Origin of the sequence: Streptomyces capillispiralis (assembly GCF_007829875.1) — a bacterium.
In the GTDB taxonomy this organism is placed as follows: Bacteria; Actinomycetota; Actinomycetes; order Streptomycetales; family Streptomycetaceae; genus Streptomyces; species Streptomyces capillispiralis.
The window spans coordinates 3,927,171-3,941,976 of sequence record NZ_VIWV01000001.1; the positions used below are offsets into that span (position 1 = coordinate 3,927,171).

The following is a 14,806-nucleotide window of genomic DNA, read 5'->3' on the forward strand; positions in this document are numbered from 1 at the left end:
GGCCATGAAACCCTCACTCCGTACTGTCGTGCAAATTCGGTGTACCGGTCGTACGACCCCTGTAACGCTTCCGCGACGCTTCTTTCGCGTACGGTCACGGAACGGGCACCACGCTTGACGTGTCAGTGCCCTCGGGCAGACTTGGCCGGGAATAGCACATTGGATCTACGACGAAGCGGTCGACGAAGAGTCACGGACGGCGGCGCCGGAGAGGCTACGGGGGACGCGGAACATGAGCCAGGACGGCGCGACGGGCCGGTACGCGGGGCGGGCGCTCGCCGGCGGACGGTACCAACTCCGGGACCTGCTCGGCCAGGGTGGCATGGCGTCGGTGCACCTCGCCTACGACAGCGTGCTCGACCGCCAGGTCGCGATCAAGACGTTGCACACGGAACTCGGCCGGGAACAGGCCTTCCGTGAGCGCTTCCGCCGCGAGGCCCAGTCCGTGGCGAAGCTCACGCACACCAACATCGTCTCGGTCTTCGACACCGGCGAGGACGACGTGGACGGCATGACGACGCCGTACATCGTCATGGAGTACGTCGAGGGCCGCCCGCTGGGCTCCGTGCTGGACGAGGACGTGCGGCAGCAGGGCGCGATGCCCGCCGACAAGGCGCTGAAGATCACCGCGGACGTGCTGGCGGCGCTGGAGATCAGCCACGAGATGGGGCTGGTCCACCGCGACATCAAGCCGGGCAACGTGATGATGACCAAGCGCGGCGTGGTCAAGGTGATGGACTTCGGCATCGCCCGCGCCATGCAGTCCGGTGTGACGTCGATGACGCAGACCGGCATGGTCGTCGGCACCCCGCAGTACCTCTCGCCGGAGCAGGCCCTCGGCCGCGGTGTCGACGCCCGCTCCGACCTGTACTCGGTCGGCATCATGCTGTTCCAACTGGTCACCGGGCGGCTGCCGTTCGAGGCGGACTCGCCGCTGGCCATCGCGTACGCGCACGTGCAGGAGGAGCCGCCGACCGCGTCCTCCATCAACCGGGCGCTGCCGCCGGCCGTGGACGCGCTGATCGCCCGCGCGCTGAAGAAGAACCCCAACGAGCGTTTCCCCAGCGCGGAGTCGATGCGCGGGGAGTGCCTGCGGGTGGCGCAGTCCTTCCAGGCGGCGCCGCCGAGCATCGTCCCCGGCGCGCAGGCGCAGAGCGGCGCGGGCGTCGGCTCCGCGGTGTTCCCGCCGGTCGGCCAGGGCACCCCGGCCCCCACGGGCAACGTGCAGACGCCGTACCAGCCGACGCCGGCGCCGCACCAGAACCCGTACGGCACCCCGGCACCCTCCGCGCCCTCCCCGGCGTACGGCTACCCGCAGCAGGGCGGCTACCAGACGCCCGCCTCGGCGGCGTACTCCCCGCAGCAGGGTCCCTCGACGCCGCCGCCCTACAACATCACGCCCCAGACTCCGGCGTCGGGCGGTGCGCGCGGCGGCCGGAACAAGTCGGTGATCATCGGTTCGGTCGTCGTCTCCCTGGTCGCCGTCGGCGGCCTGATCACCGCCCTGATGATGAACGGCGGCGAAAAGGAGCCGCAGGGCGGCGGGGGCGGCACCCCCTCGGCGACGGCGTCGACGGGCAAGGCGGAGGGCTACCGCGGGCCCGACACGTCGAAGGAGATCGACAAGGAGGAGTGCGAGGAGCCGCAGGAGTCGTACAACGACCCCGAGAAGATCCGGCTCCCCAACTTCAAGTTCAAGTACATCGGCTCGGTGAAGGAGTGCCTCCAGGCCGCCGGCTGGGGCGACTTCAAGATCGTCAAGGTCGACGAGAACACCTACGGCGAGGGCTCCGTGCGGGACCAGTTCCCGCCCGCCGGCACGGACGTCGACCCCGAGAACATGCCGGAGATCACCTTCAAGGTCTCGACGGGGAACCCCCCGTCCTGACCCTGGCCGCGGGTGACGGGAAGGTCCGCCCCGGCCGCGGGTGACGGGAAGGTCCGCCCCGGCCGCGGGTGACGGTACGACGAAGGGGCCCGGCAGCTTGTGCCGGGCCCCTTCGTGCTGCTCGGTGGGACAGCGGGCGGTGGGACGGGGTCTACAGGTAGGGGCCGCCCGAGCGGCCGCCGATGTGGGGGTCCTCCTGGCCGTCGCCGACGCCCGGGGGGAGGGCGCGGCGCATCTGCTCCAGCTGGGCCCGCGCGGCCATCTGCTGGGCGAAGAGCGTGGTCTGGATGCCGTGGAAGAGGCCCTCCAGCCAGCCCACCAGCTGGGCCTGGGCGATCCGCAGCTCGGCGTCGCTCGGGGTCACCTCGTCCGTGAAGGGCAGGGAGAGCCGCTCCAGCTCCTCGACCAGCTCGGGGGCCAGACCGTCCTCCAGCTCCTTCACCGAACTGGCGTGGATCTCCTTGAGCCGGGCCCGGCTCGCCTCGTCCAGGGGAGCCGCCCGCACCTCCTCCAGCAGCTGCTTGATCATGCTGCCGATCCGCATGACCTTCGCCGGCTGCTCGACCTGCTCCGTCACCGGGGTCTCGCGGGAGTCCTCGTCTCCGGTGCCGCCGCTGAGCGCCATGCCGTCCTGGCCGACGACCAGGATCTGCGGATTCTCCGGCGACCGTTCGTTCCTCGGCATCTCCATGGCGCCATTGTCCCCCACGCCCGCACCCCGTTCGGGCCCTGCCCCCGGAACCGCTCGCGCGAGGGGAGCCGGAGGGGGGGTCAGCCCGACGGCCGTATCCGACATGCACGGGTTGGGGCGGAATGCGAGGCTGTTGGGCGTCCATCCGGCCCATCTTGCCGACGGTGTGAGCGAGCACCGGCCGGCGCGGGAGGTCACGGTCGTGACTCCATGGCTGCGTGTAGTGGGGGCGGCGGTTGTTCTGGGGGCGGGGGCGGTGGTGACGCCGTACGGCGCCGTGGCGGCGCCGTACGGCACTGCTGCCCACGGGGTGCCGGGCGTGCCCGGCGCGGACGGTGTGCGCGGCGCCGGTGGTGTGCCGGGCGAGGGCGGCTCGTGGAGCGGCGGTGGCACGCGGAGTGCCTCCGGTGCGGCGCGGCCGTCGCCCGGTGACACGGCCGGCCCGCCCTCCCCGGCCCGTGCCGGGGCCCGGCACGGGCCCGGGGCCGCGCCCCGCCCCGCCCCCTCGGTAGCCCGCTCCGCGTGGCCCACGTCGTCGTCCACGCCGTCGCCGACGTCGTCCCCCACTTCGTCACCCTCCGAGCGGCCGTCCCGCGCCGGGAGCCGGCCGGGGGAGGGCCGGGAGCGGCCCGGCCGGCGGGAGAAGCCGGAGGAGGACGCGCGCGACTCCGGGGAACGCGGGCGGGAGGGGCGGGGCGACGCGCATGACGACGGCGGTGCGACCGAGGGGCCGCGCCCCGGGGACGACGAGGCCGTGTCCCGGGCGCCCGGCCGGGCCGACACCGTCGCGGAGACACCGGCGTCGCAAGGGGCGGCGCCGGTGTCCGCCACACCGTCGCGGTCGGCCGCGCCGGTCGCGGGCGCCGGGCCCGCCGTGGAACCCGTCCTGCGGATCCTGCCGCTGGGCAGCGGCCTGATGCTCATCGGGCTGGGCCTGGGGCTCGCCTTCGTCGCCCTGCGGATGCGCCAGGGCGGCGGAGTGTCCTGAACCCGGCCGGGCTCCGGAGGACCGGGGCCCGCGGGAGCGGACGCGGTGGTGCGGTGGCCCCTCAGTTCGGGGTCACCAGCAGCACCTTGCCGATGTGGCCGCTGTCCTCCACGACCCGGTGGGCGGTGGCCGCGTCCGGCATCGGGATCTCGCGGTCGATGACGGGGCGGATGTGGCCGCCGGAGACGAGCGGCCAGACGTGTTCCCGTACCGCCGCCACGATCGCGGCCTTCTCCGCCGCCGGCCGGGCGCGCAGCGTCGTCGCGCTGATCGCGGCGCGCTTGCCGAGCAGGGCGCCGATGTTCAGCTCCCCCTTGACGCCCCCCTGCATGCCGATGATCGCCAGCCGGCCGTTGACGGCGAGGGCCTGGACGTTGCGGTCCAGGTACTTGGCGCCCATGTTGTCGAGGATGACGTCGGCGCCGGCCCCGTCGGTGGCCTGCTTCAGCTCGGCGACGAAGTCCTGCTCCCGGTAGTTGATCAAAATGTCCGCGCCGAGTTCGGCGCAGCGCTCCAGCTTCTCCTCGGTGCCCGCGGTGACCGCGACCCTCGCGCCGACGGCCTTGGCCAGCTGGATCGCCATGGTGCCGATGCCGCTGGAACCGCCGTGCACGAGGAGGGTCTCGCCCGGGCGGAGGTGGGCGATCATGAAGACGTTCGACCAGACCGTGCAGACGACCTCCGGAAGCGCCGCGGCCTGGTCGACGGTGAGCCCTTGGGGGACGGGCAGCAGCTGCCCCGCCGGGACGGCGACCTTCTCGGCGTAACCGCCGCCGGTGAGCAGCGCGCAGACCTCGTCGCCGACGGCCCATCCGCCCACGCCGGGACCGAGCGCGGCGATCCGCCCGGAGCATTCGAGACCGGGGTAGGGCGACGCGCCGGGCGGGGGGTTGTAGAAGCCCTGCCGCTGGAGGAGGTCGGCACGGTTGACGGCACCGGCCACCACGTCGACCAGGACCTCGCCCTCGCCGGCCACCGGGTCGGGGACCTCGTCCCACACCAGCGCCTCGGGCCCACCGGGTTCGGGAATCGTGATCGCATACATGAGGGGACCGTACCCCCGAGGAGGCCGGGGGCCGCCCGGGGCCGACGGACATCCATGTGCGGGAGCGATGAGTTTGCGCGACGGTGGGAGTCTCCCCATGCGTAGCCCCAGCACGCGGAAGGACCCGAAGCATGAGCACGCAGCCGTCCGGCCTGGCGATCGAGACCGCGGGCCTGGTCAAGACCTTCGGTGAGACGCGGGCCGTCGACGGGGTCGATCTCGCGGTGCCGGCCGGCACCGTGTACGGGGTCCTCGGGCCGAACGGCGCGGGCAAGACCACCACCGTGAAGATGCTCGCCACCCTCCTGCGCCCCGACGGGGGCGAGGCACATGTCTTCGGTCACGACATCGTGCGCGAGGCCGACGAGGTGCGCGGCAGGGTGAGCCTCACCGGCCAGTACGCGTCCGTGGACGAGGACCTCACCGGCTCTGAGAACCTGGTCCTGCTGGCCCGGCTCCTCGGTCACCGCAAGCCCGCCGCGCGCGGCCGCGCCGCCCAGCTCCTGGAGGCCTTCGGCCTCACGGACGCGGCCGGGAAGCAGGTCAAGCACTACTCGGGCGGCATGCGGCGCCGCATCGACATCGCCGCGTCCATCCTCAACACCCCCGACCTGCTGTTCCTCGACGAGCCGACCACCGGTCTCGACCCGCGCAGCCGCAACCAGGTGTGGGACATCGTGCGCGCCGTCGTCGCCCAGGGCACGACGGTGCTGCTGACCACGCAGTACCTGGACGAGGCCGATCAGCTGGCGTCGCGGATCGCCGTCATCGACCGGGGCAGGGTGATCGCCGAGGGCACCAAGGGCGAGCTGAAGGCGTCCGTCGGCGCCGGATCCGTCCATCTGCGGCTGCGCGATCCGCGGCAGCGGCCGCTCGCCGCCGACCTGCTGCGCCGCGCCCTCGACGCACAGGTGCAGCAGGAGGCCGACCCGGTGGCGCTGACCGCGCGCCTCACCGCGGCCGCGAGCGACGGCACCGCCGCCGAACAGGCCGCCCGCGCGCTGACCGAACTCGCCCGCGGCGGAGTCACCGTCGACAACTTCTCCCTCGGCCAGCCCAGCCTGGACGAGGTGTTCCTGGCGCTGACCGGTCACGACACCCGCCGGCCCCGGTCCGGCCCGGACACGGACCACGACCCGAAGGACGAGGTGGCCGCATGAGTGCCACGACCACCACCGAGAGCGGCGACCTCGCCCCGGTGCGCACCGAATCCCTCGCCGAACTGCTGGTCGCCAAGGAGCGCCCGCCCCGGCCCAGCGCCTGGTCGGCCTCGCTGACCTTCGGCTGGCGGGCGGTGCTGAAGATCAAGCACGTGCCGGAGCAGCTCTTCGACGTCACGGCGTTCCCGATCATGATGGTGCTGATGTACACCTACCTGTTCGGCGGAGCGCTGGCCGGGTCGCCGAAGGAGTACGTCCAGTTCCTGCTGCCGGGCATCCTGGTGATGTCGGTCGTGATGATCACCATGTACACCGGTGTCTCGGTCAACACGGACATCGAGAAGGGCGTCTTCGACCGGTTCCGCAGCCTGCCGATCTGGCGGCCGTCCACGATGGTCGGCTATCTGCTCGGCGACGCGCTGCGCTACACCATCGCCTCGGTCGTGATCCTGACCGTCGGCATGATCCTCGGCTACCGCGCCGACGGCGGGGTCGCCGGGGTGCTCGTCGGCATCGCGCTGCTGGTGCTGTTCTCGTTCGCCTTCTCGTGGATCTGGACGATGTTCGGCCTGATGCTGCGCACCGAGAAGTCGGTGATGGGCGTCAGCATGATGGTGATCTTCCCGCTCACCTTCCTGTCCAACGTCTTCGTCGACCCGCGCACCATGCCGGGCTGGCTCCAGGCGTTCGTCAACAACAGCCCCGTCACCCACCTCGCGTCCGCGGTGCGCGGACTGATGGCGGGCGACTGGCCGGCCGACGAGATCGCCTGGACGCTGGGCTGGTCCGCACTGTTCGTGGTGGTCTTCGGACCGGTCACGATGCGGCTCTACAACCGCAAGTAGCCCCCTGCCGGGCACCGGCTCCGAGGAGAGCCGGTGCCCCGCAGGACGTCAGCTACGGGGAAGCGGACGGACGTCGGGGGCGACCTGCGTGCCCGGTGTCGCCCTCACGATCGTGATCAGCCGGTCCGTCAGCTCCAGCTTCCCGACGTCCGGATCGTCGTAGCCGAGCACCCGGTGCCCGCGGACGACGCTCACCACCAGGTCGCTCGTCTCGCGGGGCGTCTTGCCCACCTCGGCCTTTATGACCGGCCGCTCCACGATGTCGAGCCCGGAGCCCTGCTGGATCAGGTCCTCCATCACCATGCCGGCCGACGGGCTGAGCACCGACAAACCGAGCAGCCGTCCGGCCGCGCTGGCGCTGGTGATGACCGCGTCGGCGCCCGACTGCCTCAGCAGCGGGGCGTTCTCCTCCTCGCGCACCGCGGCCACGATCTTCGCGCCCCGGTTGAGCTGGCGCGCCGTCAGCGTCACGAGGACCGCCGTGTCGTCGCGCTGGGTGGCGATGATGATCTGCCGGGCCCGGTGCACCTCGGCCCGCTTCAGCACCTCGCTGCGCGTCGCGTCCCCTATGACCCCCGCGAAACCGTCCGCGGTGGCCGCGTCGATCGCCTTGGAGCTGGGGTCGACCACCACGACCCGCTCCTTCGACAGCCCCGTCGCGCAGACCGTCTTGATGGCGGACCTGCCCTTGGTGCCGAACCCCACGACAACGGTGTGATCACGCAAAGCGGTCCTCCAGCGGTTCAGTCGCCACTCCTCCCGGGTGCGTTCGGTGAGGGCCTCGAGGGTGGTGCCGACCAGGATGATCAGGAACAGCACGCGCAGCGGCGTGATGACGAAGATGTTGGTGAGCCGGGCGCCGTCGCTGACCGGCGTGATGTCGCCGTACCCGGTGGTGGAGAGGGTCACGGTCGCGTAGTAGAACGCGTCGAGGAGATCGAGGGACCCGTCGGAGTTGTCGTTGTACCCGTCGTGGTCGGCGTACACGACGAACGCCGTCACCACGAGCACCACCAGGGCCATCGACAGTCGTTTGGCGACCTGGCGGATCGGATGCTCCACCATCTTCCTCGGGAGTTTCACCCGATGGGTCACCAGATGTTCGTCAGCCTGGCGAGCGATGGCGTCCTGGCCCGGAAGTTTCACGTGAAACACACCCCGATACCCCCGGACGCCCAGGGAAGGTCCAGCAGTTCCGCCTCTTCGCCGGGTCGTGCGCCCCCCGGAGGGACGACCGCGAGCGCGTCGGCCGCGGCGATGCCGCGCAGCATGGCCGGCCCGTTGTAGAGCAGCGGCAGCGCCCGCTCGCCCCGCACGGCGACGGGAATCAGCCGGGTGTCGTACGGGTGCCCCTGCACCGCGTCCCGCAGCGGCAGCGTGTACGGCTCCGGGGCGGGGCGGGCCGCGAGGGTACGCAGCAGGGGCTCGGCGAGTGTCAGCAGGCCGGAGACGGCGGCGAGCGGGTTGCCGGGCAGGCCGACGAGGTGCTGGTTCTTCTTGGTGCGGGCCAGGAGCATGGGGTGGCCGGGGCGCACCTGGACACCGTCCACGAGCAGTTCGGCGCCGATGCGGCGCAGCGTGGGGTGCACATGGTCGACGGGGCCGGCGGCCGTGCCGCCGGTCGTGACGATCACATCCGCGTCGGAGGACGTGATCGCCTCGTACAGCGCCTGCTCGTCGTCGCCGACCCGGCGGACCGCGGTGACCTCGGCGCCGAGTGCGCGCAGCCAGGGCGGCAGCAGCGGTCCGAGGGCGTCCCGGATGAGCCCGTCGTGCGGCAGTCCCTCGCCGAGCAGCTCGTCACCGAGGACGAACACCTCGGCGCGGGGCCGGGGGACGACGCGGAGTGTGTCGTATCCGGCGGCGGCGGCCATGCCCAGGACGGGCGGGCTGACCGGGGTGCCCACCGGCAGCAACTGGTCGCCGCTGCGGCACTCCTGGCCGCGGGGCCGGATGTCCTGGCCGTGGGTGACCGTGTGCGGCGGCCGGGTGGCGCCGGTGGCGTGCAGACGGCCCACGTCGTCCACGCGGCCGTGCTCGGTGCGGAGCACGGCGGTGGTGTCCGGGGGGATACGGGCCCCGGTGGCGATCCTGACGGCCTCGCCGTCGGCGAGCGGCGCGTGCCCCGCGTGCCCGGCGAGAACTCCCTTGTCCCGTACGTCCCACGGACCGGGTCCGGAGACCGCCCAGCCGTCCATCGCCGAGGTGTCGAAGGAGGGCAGGTCGGTGAGGGCGGTGAGGGGGGCGGCCAGGGTGAGGCCCAGGGCGGAGGCGAGGGGCATGTCGACCGGGGTCAGATAGCCGGTGCGGCTGCCGGTGGCGTGGCGCGGGGCGCGTTCGGCGATGGCGCGGGCCTCGGTCCAGGCGGTGGCGTCGTGGCGGTGGTCGCCGGACCGCCCGCCCTCCGGGGACCGGTCGTGGGACGAGGAGGTCCGGGGGGCGGGGGTGCGGTCGGGGAGTTCCTTCACGAGGGCGAGCGCCTCCTCGACGTCGAGGTCGTCGGCGTTCTCGTCGGCCCGGGTGCCATGCGCGGTCATCCGGCGTCCGGGCGGGTATCGGGTGTCGCGTCGGGCGCGGCATCACCGGACGGGGCGTCGGCCGACGCGGCGAACGGGGTGGCGGGCGGCGCGGCGGGCGGGGTGGCGGGCGGGGTGGCCTCCTCCGCCCAGCGCCGGGCCAGTGCCGCGGCCTTGCGGGTCGCCTCGGCGACGGCGTCCGGGTCGCCGGCCGCCCGGGCGGCCGCGTAGCCGACGAGGAACGTGGTCAGCGGCGCGGCGGGCCTGGCCACACCGTGGGCGGCGTCGCGGGCCAGGTCGAGCAGCAGGCCGGTGTCGACGTCGAGGTCGATGCCCAGCTCGTCCTTGACTGCGGAGATCCATTCATCCAACACGTGTCCATGCTCCCTGATACGGGCCCTGGCGGTGGCGATGTCGTCCCAGGTGTCGCAGTCGAAGGACGCCACCGGGTCGGAGAGGCGGGTGAGGTCGAGCGCGGCGGTCAGCCGGCGCAGGGGCAGGCCGGTCAGGTCGCCGTGCCGTGCGGTGAGGGCGGTCAGTTCGCGGCGCAGCGACGCGGTGCGGTACGCGGCCACGAGCGGCTGGTCCCGGCCGTCGGAATCGGTCAGCAGCACACCGTCGGCCGTGCCGCGGCCGAGGGACGTCAACAGCGCCCCTGCGGTGCGGCGGTCCAGGAACGGCAGATCGGCGGAGAGCAGGAGGACCCGGTCGGCCGTGGTGTGCCGGAGACCGGCGCCGAGCGCGGCCAGGGGGCCGCCGCCCGGGGGGTCCTCGCGGGCCCAGACGACGGGGCGTGCGGTGGGGCGTGGGGCGGCGACGACCACCGTGGTCCGGGCGTCGGCGCAGGCCGTGAGCACCCGGTCGAGCAGCGCCCGTCCGCCCACGCGTACGCCGGGCTTGTCCGCGCCCCCGAGCCGCCGGGCGGCGCCCCCCGCGAGCACGACGGCGTCGTACACGGCGTCGGGGCCGCCGGAGGGATCGCCGGAAGCACCGGAGGGACCAGTGGCGGGATCACCGGAAGCGCCGGAGGAGCCACCGGCGGGATCCCCTGAAGCGCCAGAGGGACCACCGGCGGGATCACCGGAAGCACCGGAGAGACCACCGGGCGGCTGATACTCGGTCACCCCCCGAGTATGCGTGCCCCCGCGATCACAGGGAACGCGGGGGCACGGACACGGTCGGGGAGGCCGGGGGCTCGCGGGGCCCCGCCCGGTTCCACGGTCGGCGGCCACCGGTGGACCCCCGGCCGGGGCCACCTCGTAACCCCGGCCCCTAACCGCCGGGAACCCTGCGGCGGCTCACAGGGTCCGCAGCAGCACCGCAGGCTGCTCCACGCAGTCCGCCACGTATCGCAGGAAGCCCCCGGCCGTACCGCCGTCGCAGACCCGGTGGTCGAAGGTGAGCGAGAGCTGCACCACCTGCCGCACCGCCAGCTCGCCCTCGTGCACCCACGGCTTGGGGACGATGCGGCCGACGCCGAGCATCGCGGCCTCGGGGTGGTTGATGATCGGCGTGGAACCGTCGACGCCGAAGACGCCGTAGTTGTTCAACGTGAAGGTGCCGCCGGTCAGCTCCGCGGGCGTCAGTGTCCCGGTCCGGGCCGCCTCGGTCAGCCGGGCGAACTCCGCCGTGAGCGACTCCGCGTCCCGCGTGTGCGCGTCCCGGACGACGGGGACGACGAGTCCCCGCTCGGTCTGCGCGGCGAAGCCGAGGTGCACGTCGGCGTACTGGACGACCTCCCGGGCCGCGGTGTCCACCGAGGAGTTGAGCTCGGGGAAGCGGGCCAGCGCGGCGGTGCAGATCCGGGCCAGCAGGGCGAGGACGGAGATCTTCGGCCCGCCGGCCGCGTTCATCGCCGCCCGGGTCCGCATCAGTTCGGTCGCGTCGGCGTCCACCCAGCAGGTCGCGTCCGGTATCTCGGTGCGGCTGCGGGAGAGCTTGTCGGCGACGGCACCACGGATGCCCTTGAGGGGGACCCGGGTGACGGACGGGCCGCCCGCGGTCACGGCAGTCGTCGCCGGCGCCTCCGTCCGGGCCGCGTGCGTCAGCGGTTCCCCGGCCGTGACGCCACCCGCCACACCGCCCGCCACGCCGCCCGTTCGGCCTTGAGCGGCGGCGGCGCGCAGCGCGTACTCCACGTCCGCCCGGAGGATCAGCCCGTCGGGCCCGGACCCGGTCATCTCCCGCAGGTCCAGCCCGTTCTGCTGGGCCAGCCTGCGCACCAGCGGGGAGATCACGGGGACGGGGCCGTCCACGGGCCCGGGGGTGCGGGACGATGCGCCCGTGCTCCCGGGCGCCTTCGCGGTGTCCGCCGCGCCGTTCGCCTGCGGCGTCCCGGCCGCCTCAGCGGAACCACGTGTGTCAGCGGTCCCGGTTGGCTCAACCGTCTCCCGCGTGTCCGCGGTCGTCCTGAGCTGCCCGTTCGCCGACGGTGCGGCGGGAGCGGGCTGGGCCGGACGGATCCGGCGGCGGCGGGCCGGTGCCTGCGAGGTGCCGTAGCCCACCAGGACGTTGCCGGAGCCCTCGGCCGCCGGGTCCTGACCGCGCGTGCCCTCGGCGTCCGTGGCGCCCGCGCCCCCGGCCGGGCCGTCCCCGGTCGGCTCCCCCACCGCCACGGTCAGCAGCGGCGCGCCCACGGGCAGCTCGGTGCCCTCCGCGCCGAAGCGGGCCGTGACGACACCGCCGTAGGGGCAGGGCACCTCCACCATCGCCTTGGCCGTCTCCACCTCGACGACCGGCTGGTCCACGGCGACAACGTCGCCGACCTCGACCAGCCAGCGCACGATCTCCGCCTCGGTGAGCCCCTCACCGAGGTCGGGCAGCTTGAACTCCAGCACCTGTGCCATCAGCTCTCGGCCTCCCATTGCAGACGCCCCACGGCGTCCAGGATCCGGTCCACACCGGGCAGGTGGTGGCGCTCCAGCATCGGCGGCGGATACGGCAGGTCGAACCCGGCCACACGCAGCACCGGCGCCTCCAGGTGGTGGAAGCAGCGCTCCGTGACCCGGGCCGCGATCTCCCCGCCCGGGCCGCCGAAGCCACCCGACTCGTGGACCACGACCGCGCGCCCCGTCCGCCGTACCGAGGCGCACACCGTCTCGTCGTCGAACGGCACCAGCGAGCGCAGATCGACCACTTCGAGGTCCCAGCCCTCGGCCCGGGCCGCCTCGGCCGCCTCCATGCAGACGGGTACGGACGGCCCGTACGTGATGAGCGTGGCGCTCCTCCCTGAACGCCTCACCACCGCACGGCCTATCGGTTCAACGGACGTGGGCTCCTCCGGGTTCCAGGAGTCCTTCGACCAGTACAGCCGCTTGGGCTCCAGGAAGACGACCGGGTCGTCCGAGGCGATGGCGGCGCGCAGCAGCCCGTAGGCGTCCGCGACGGTGGCGGGCGTGACGACGTGGAGGCCCGGGGTCGCCATGTAGTACGCCTCGGAGGAGTCGCTGTGGTGCTCGACTCCGCCGATGCCGCCGCCGTAGGGGATGCGGACGGTGAGCGGCAGGGGCATCCTGCCGCGCGTGCGGTTGCGCATCTTGGCGACGTGCGAGACGAGCTGCTCGAACGCCGGGTAGGCGAACGCGTCGAACTGCATCTCCACGACGGGACGCAGCCCGTACATGGCCATGCCGACCGCCGTGCCAAGGATGCCGGCCTCGGCCAGCGGCGTGTCCGTGCAGCGGTCCTCGCCGAACTCCTTGGCGAGTCCGTCGGTGACCCGGAAGACGCCGCCGAGGGTGCCGACGTCCTCGCCCATCACGTGCACCGACGGGTCGGCGGCCATGGCGTCGCGCAGGGCACGCGTGAGGGCCTGCGCCATGGTGGCCGGCTTGACGGCGACGGTGGTCATCACTGCGCCCCTTCCGGCTCGGCCTCGGCCGCCAGCTCGGCCCGCAGCTGCTCGCGCTGCTCCAGCAGCTGGGGGGTGGGCTCGGCGTAGACGTGGGCGAAGAGGTCCATGGGGTCGAGCTCGGGGTCCCGGTTCATGTGGGCGCGCAAGGCGGCGGCCATGGTCTCGGCGTCCTGGCGGACGCTGTCCGCCGCGGCTTCGTCGAGCAGGCCGCGCGCGGTCAGCTCCTGCTCCAGCAGCGCGATCGGGTCGTGCCGCTTCCAGGTCTCCACCTCGGCGTCGCCGCGGTAGCGGGTCGCGTCGTCGGCGTTGGTGTGGGCCTCCACGCGGTACGTGATCGCCTCGACCAGGGTCGGGCCGCCGCCCGCCCGCGCGCGGCGCACGGCGTCGGCCAGGACCTCGTGCACGGCGGCGGCGTCGTTGCCGTCGACGAGGCGGCCGGGCATGCCGTAGCCGACGGCCTTGTGGGCCAGCGACGGTGCCGCGGTCTGCTTGGCGAGCGGTACGGAGATCGCGAAGCCGTTGTTCTGGACGAAGAAGACCACCGGGGCCTGCCAGACGGCGGCGAAGTTCAGCGCCTCGTGGAAGTCGCCCTCGCTGGTGCCGCCGTCGCCGACCATGGCGAGGGCGACCACGTCGTCGCCCTTGAGGCGGGCGGCGTGGGCGAGTCCGACGGCGTGCGGCAGCTGGGTGGCGAGCGGGGTGCTCAGGGGAGCCACCCGGTGCTGCTGGGGGTCGTAGCCGGTGTGCCAGTCGCCGCGCAGCAGGGTGAGGGCCTCGACGGGGTCCACACCGCGTGCGACGACCGCGAGCGTGTCGCGGTAGCTCGGGAAGAGCCAGTCGCGCTCCTCGAGCACGAGGGCGGCGGCGACCTCACAGGCCTCCTGGCCGGTGCTGGAGGGGTAGACCGCGAGACGGCCCTGCTTGGTGAGGGCGGTGGCCTGCGCGTTGTAGCGGCGGCCCTTCACCAGCTCGGCGTACAGCCGGCGCAGCAGCTCCGGGTCGGCACCGGCGGCCGCCTCGGTGCCGAGCACGCGGTACGGCTCCGCGTCGGGCAGCAGCGGCGCGGGGTCGGTACGGGGCTGCCAGGCGGGCGGCGGGGTCGGCCGGTAGGCCCCCCGCTGCTCCATGACCGTCATGACGGCACCTCCTCGTGGGACGTGTGACGGAGGCGCGGCGTCTGTGACGCGCCTCACCAACCGATTGTTCGGTCGTCGGCACATTTTGGCTACGGGTGGCGCCAGGCTGTGGACAAACGGTTCTCCACAGCCTGAGATGGATGCAGGACGTCCATGGCGGAGAGGCGGGGGCGGGTGGCATTTGAACAAATGGCCGAGGGCCCGGAGGGGATCGGACCGCTTCCGCCCGCGCGGCCCCTCGACGCCATCGACCAGGACATCCTGCGGATGCTCCAGGCGGACGGCCGCGCGTCCATACGCTCCGTCGCCGAACGGGTGCACGTCTCCCGCGCGAACGCCTACGCACGGATCAACCGGCTGGTCGAGGACGGCGTCATCCGCGGTTTCGGTGCCCGCGTCAACCATGAACGGGCGGGTCACGGGACGTCCGCGTACATCACCCTGCAGATCGTCCAGAACTCCTGGCGCACGGTCCGCGAGCAGCTCAGACAGCTCCCCGGCGCCTCGCACATCGCCCTGGTCGGCGGCGATTTCGACGTCCTGCTGCTGGTGCACACGCCCGACAACCGGGCGCTGCGCGAGCTGGTGCTCACCCGGCTCCAGGCGATCCCCGAGGTGCTCGGCACGCGCACCCTGCTGGTGTTCGAGGAGGAGGACCTGGAGCCGCAGAGCTGAGCCACCCGG

The 14,806-nt window shown here is 73.3% G+C and carries 13 protein-coding genes; 5 read left to right on the forward strand and 8 right to left on the reverse strand.

Annotation, left to right across the window (positions count from 1 at the left end; translation table 11 throughout):
- The first annotated feature begins 232 nt into the window (after positions 1–232).
- A complete protein-coding gene (locus FHX78_RS16750; protein ID WP_145868264.1) occupies positions 233–1,888 on the forward strand; it encodes a protein kinase domain-containing protein in 1,656 nt (551 codons plus the stop codon).
- A gap of 151 nt (positions 1,889–2,039) precedes the next feature.
- On the opposite strand, the gene FHX78_RS16755 is transcribed toward FHX78_RS16750, so the two are convergent.
- The gene (locus tag FHX78_RS16755) at positions 2,040–2,579 is read right to left on the reverse strand and encodes a bacterial proteasome activator family protein (protein WP_145868265.1); all 540 of its coding nucleotides are present in this window, start codon (positions 2,577–2,579) and stop codon (positions 2,040–2,042) included.
- A gap of 820 nt (positions 2,580–3,399) precedes the next feature.
- On the opposite strand from FHX78_RS16755, the gene FHX78_RS36795 reads away from it, so the two are divergent.
- On the forward strand, positions 3,400–3,567 hold the full coding sequence (locus tag FHX78_RS36795) for a hypothetical protein (RefSeq protein WP_167531778.1): 168 nt from the start codon (positions 3,400–3,402) through the stop codon (positions 3,565–3,567).
- 61 nt (positions 3,568–3,628) lie between these two features.
- On the opposite strand, the gene FHX78_RS16765 is transcribed toward FHX78_RS36795, so the two are convergent.
- Positions 3,629–4,612: an NAD(P)H-quinone oxidoreductase gene (locus FHX78_RS16765; protein WP_145868266.1), complete on the reverse strand. Its 984-nt coding sequence runs from the start codon at positions 4,610–4,612 to the stop codon at positions 3,629–3,631.
- Positions 4,613–4,743: 131 nt separating this feature from the next.
- Between FHX78_RS16765 and FHX78_RS16770 the strand changes: the two genes are divergently transcribed.
- Both FHX78_RS16770 and FHX78_RS16775 read left to right on the forward strand, forming a co-directional pair.
- Positions 4,744–5,772 (forward strand): ATP-binding cassette domain-containing protein, encoded by a 1,029-nt coding sequence (locus FHX78_RS16770; RefSeq protein ID WP_145868267.1) that lies wholly within the window; start codon positions 4,744–4,746, stop codon positions 5,770–5,772.
- On the forward strand, positions 5,769–6,617 hold the full coding sequence (locus FHX78_RS16775; RefSeq protein WP_145868268.1) for an ABC transporter permease: 849 nt from the start codon (positions 5,769–5,771) through the stop codon (positions 6,615–6,617). The genes FHX78_RS16770 and FHX78_RS16775 overlap by 4 nt, the downstream gene beginning before the upstream one ends.
- Before the next feature lie 48 nt (positions 6,618–6,665).
- Here the strand turns inward: FHX78_RS16775 and FHX78_RS16780 are convergent, their stop codons facing one another.
- The 6 genes from FHX78_RS16780 to pdhA form a co-directional block, all read right to left on the reverse strand.
- Positions 6,666–7,763, reverse strand: a complete 1,098-nt coding sequence (locus FHX78_RS16780) for a potassium channel family protein (protein ID WP_145868269.1) — start codon at positions 7,761–7,763, stop codon at positions 6,666–6,668.
- Positions 7,760–9,154, reverse strand: coding sequence for a molybdopterin molybdotransferase MoeA (locus tag FHX78_RS16785; protein ID WP_145868270.1), 1,395 nt, complete (start codon positions 9,152–9,154; stop codon positions 7,760–7,762). The genes FHX78_RS16780 and FHX78_RS16785 overlap by 4 nt, the downstream gene beginning before the upstream one ends.
- The gene (locus FHX78_RS16790; protein ID WP_145868271.1) at positions 9,151–10,089 is read right to left on the reverse strand and encodes an NTP transferase domain-containing protein; all 939 of its coding nucleotides are present in this window, start codon (positions 10,087–10,089) and stop codon (positions 9,151–9,153) included. Before FHX78_RS16790 ends, FHX78_RS16785 begins: the two co-directional genes overlap by 4 nt.
- A 342-nt stretch (positions 10,090–10,431) precedes the next feature.
- Positions 10,432–11,979: a dihydrolipoamide acetyltransferase family protein gene (locus FHX78_RS16795; protein WP_145868272.1), complete on the reverse strand. Its 1,548-nt coding sequence runs from the start codon at positions 11,977–11,979 to the stop codon at positions 10,432–10,434.
- Positions 11,979–12,983, reverse strand: a complete 1,005-nt coding sequence (locus FHX78_RS16800) for an alpha-ketoacid dehydrogenase subunit beta (protein WP_145868273.1) — start codon at positions 12,981–12,983, stop codon at positions 11,979–11,981. The genes FHX78_RS16795 and FHX78_RS16800 overlap by 1 nt, the downstream gene beginning before the upstream one ends.
- A complete protein-coding gene (gene pdhA, locus FHX78_RS16805; protein WP_145868274.1) occupies positions 12,983–14,122 on the reverse strand; it encodes a pyruvate dehydrogenase (acetyl-transferring) E1 component subunit alpha in 1,140 nt (379 codons plus the stop codon). Before pdhA ends, FHX78_RS16800 begins: the two co-directional genes overlap by 1 nt.
- 189 nt (positions 14,123–14,311) lie before the next feature.
- Here pdhA and FHX78_RS16810 point away from each other — a divergent pair, with 189 nt between their 5' ends.
- Complete coding sequence (locus FHX78_RS16810; RefSeq protein WP_145872022.1) at positions 14,312–14,797, forward strand: Lrp/AsnC family transcriptional regulator; 486 nt, start codon at positions 14,312–14,314, stop codon at positions 14,795–14,797.
- Positions 14,798–14,806 lie beyond the last annotated feature (9 nt).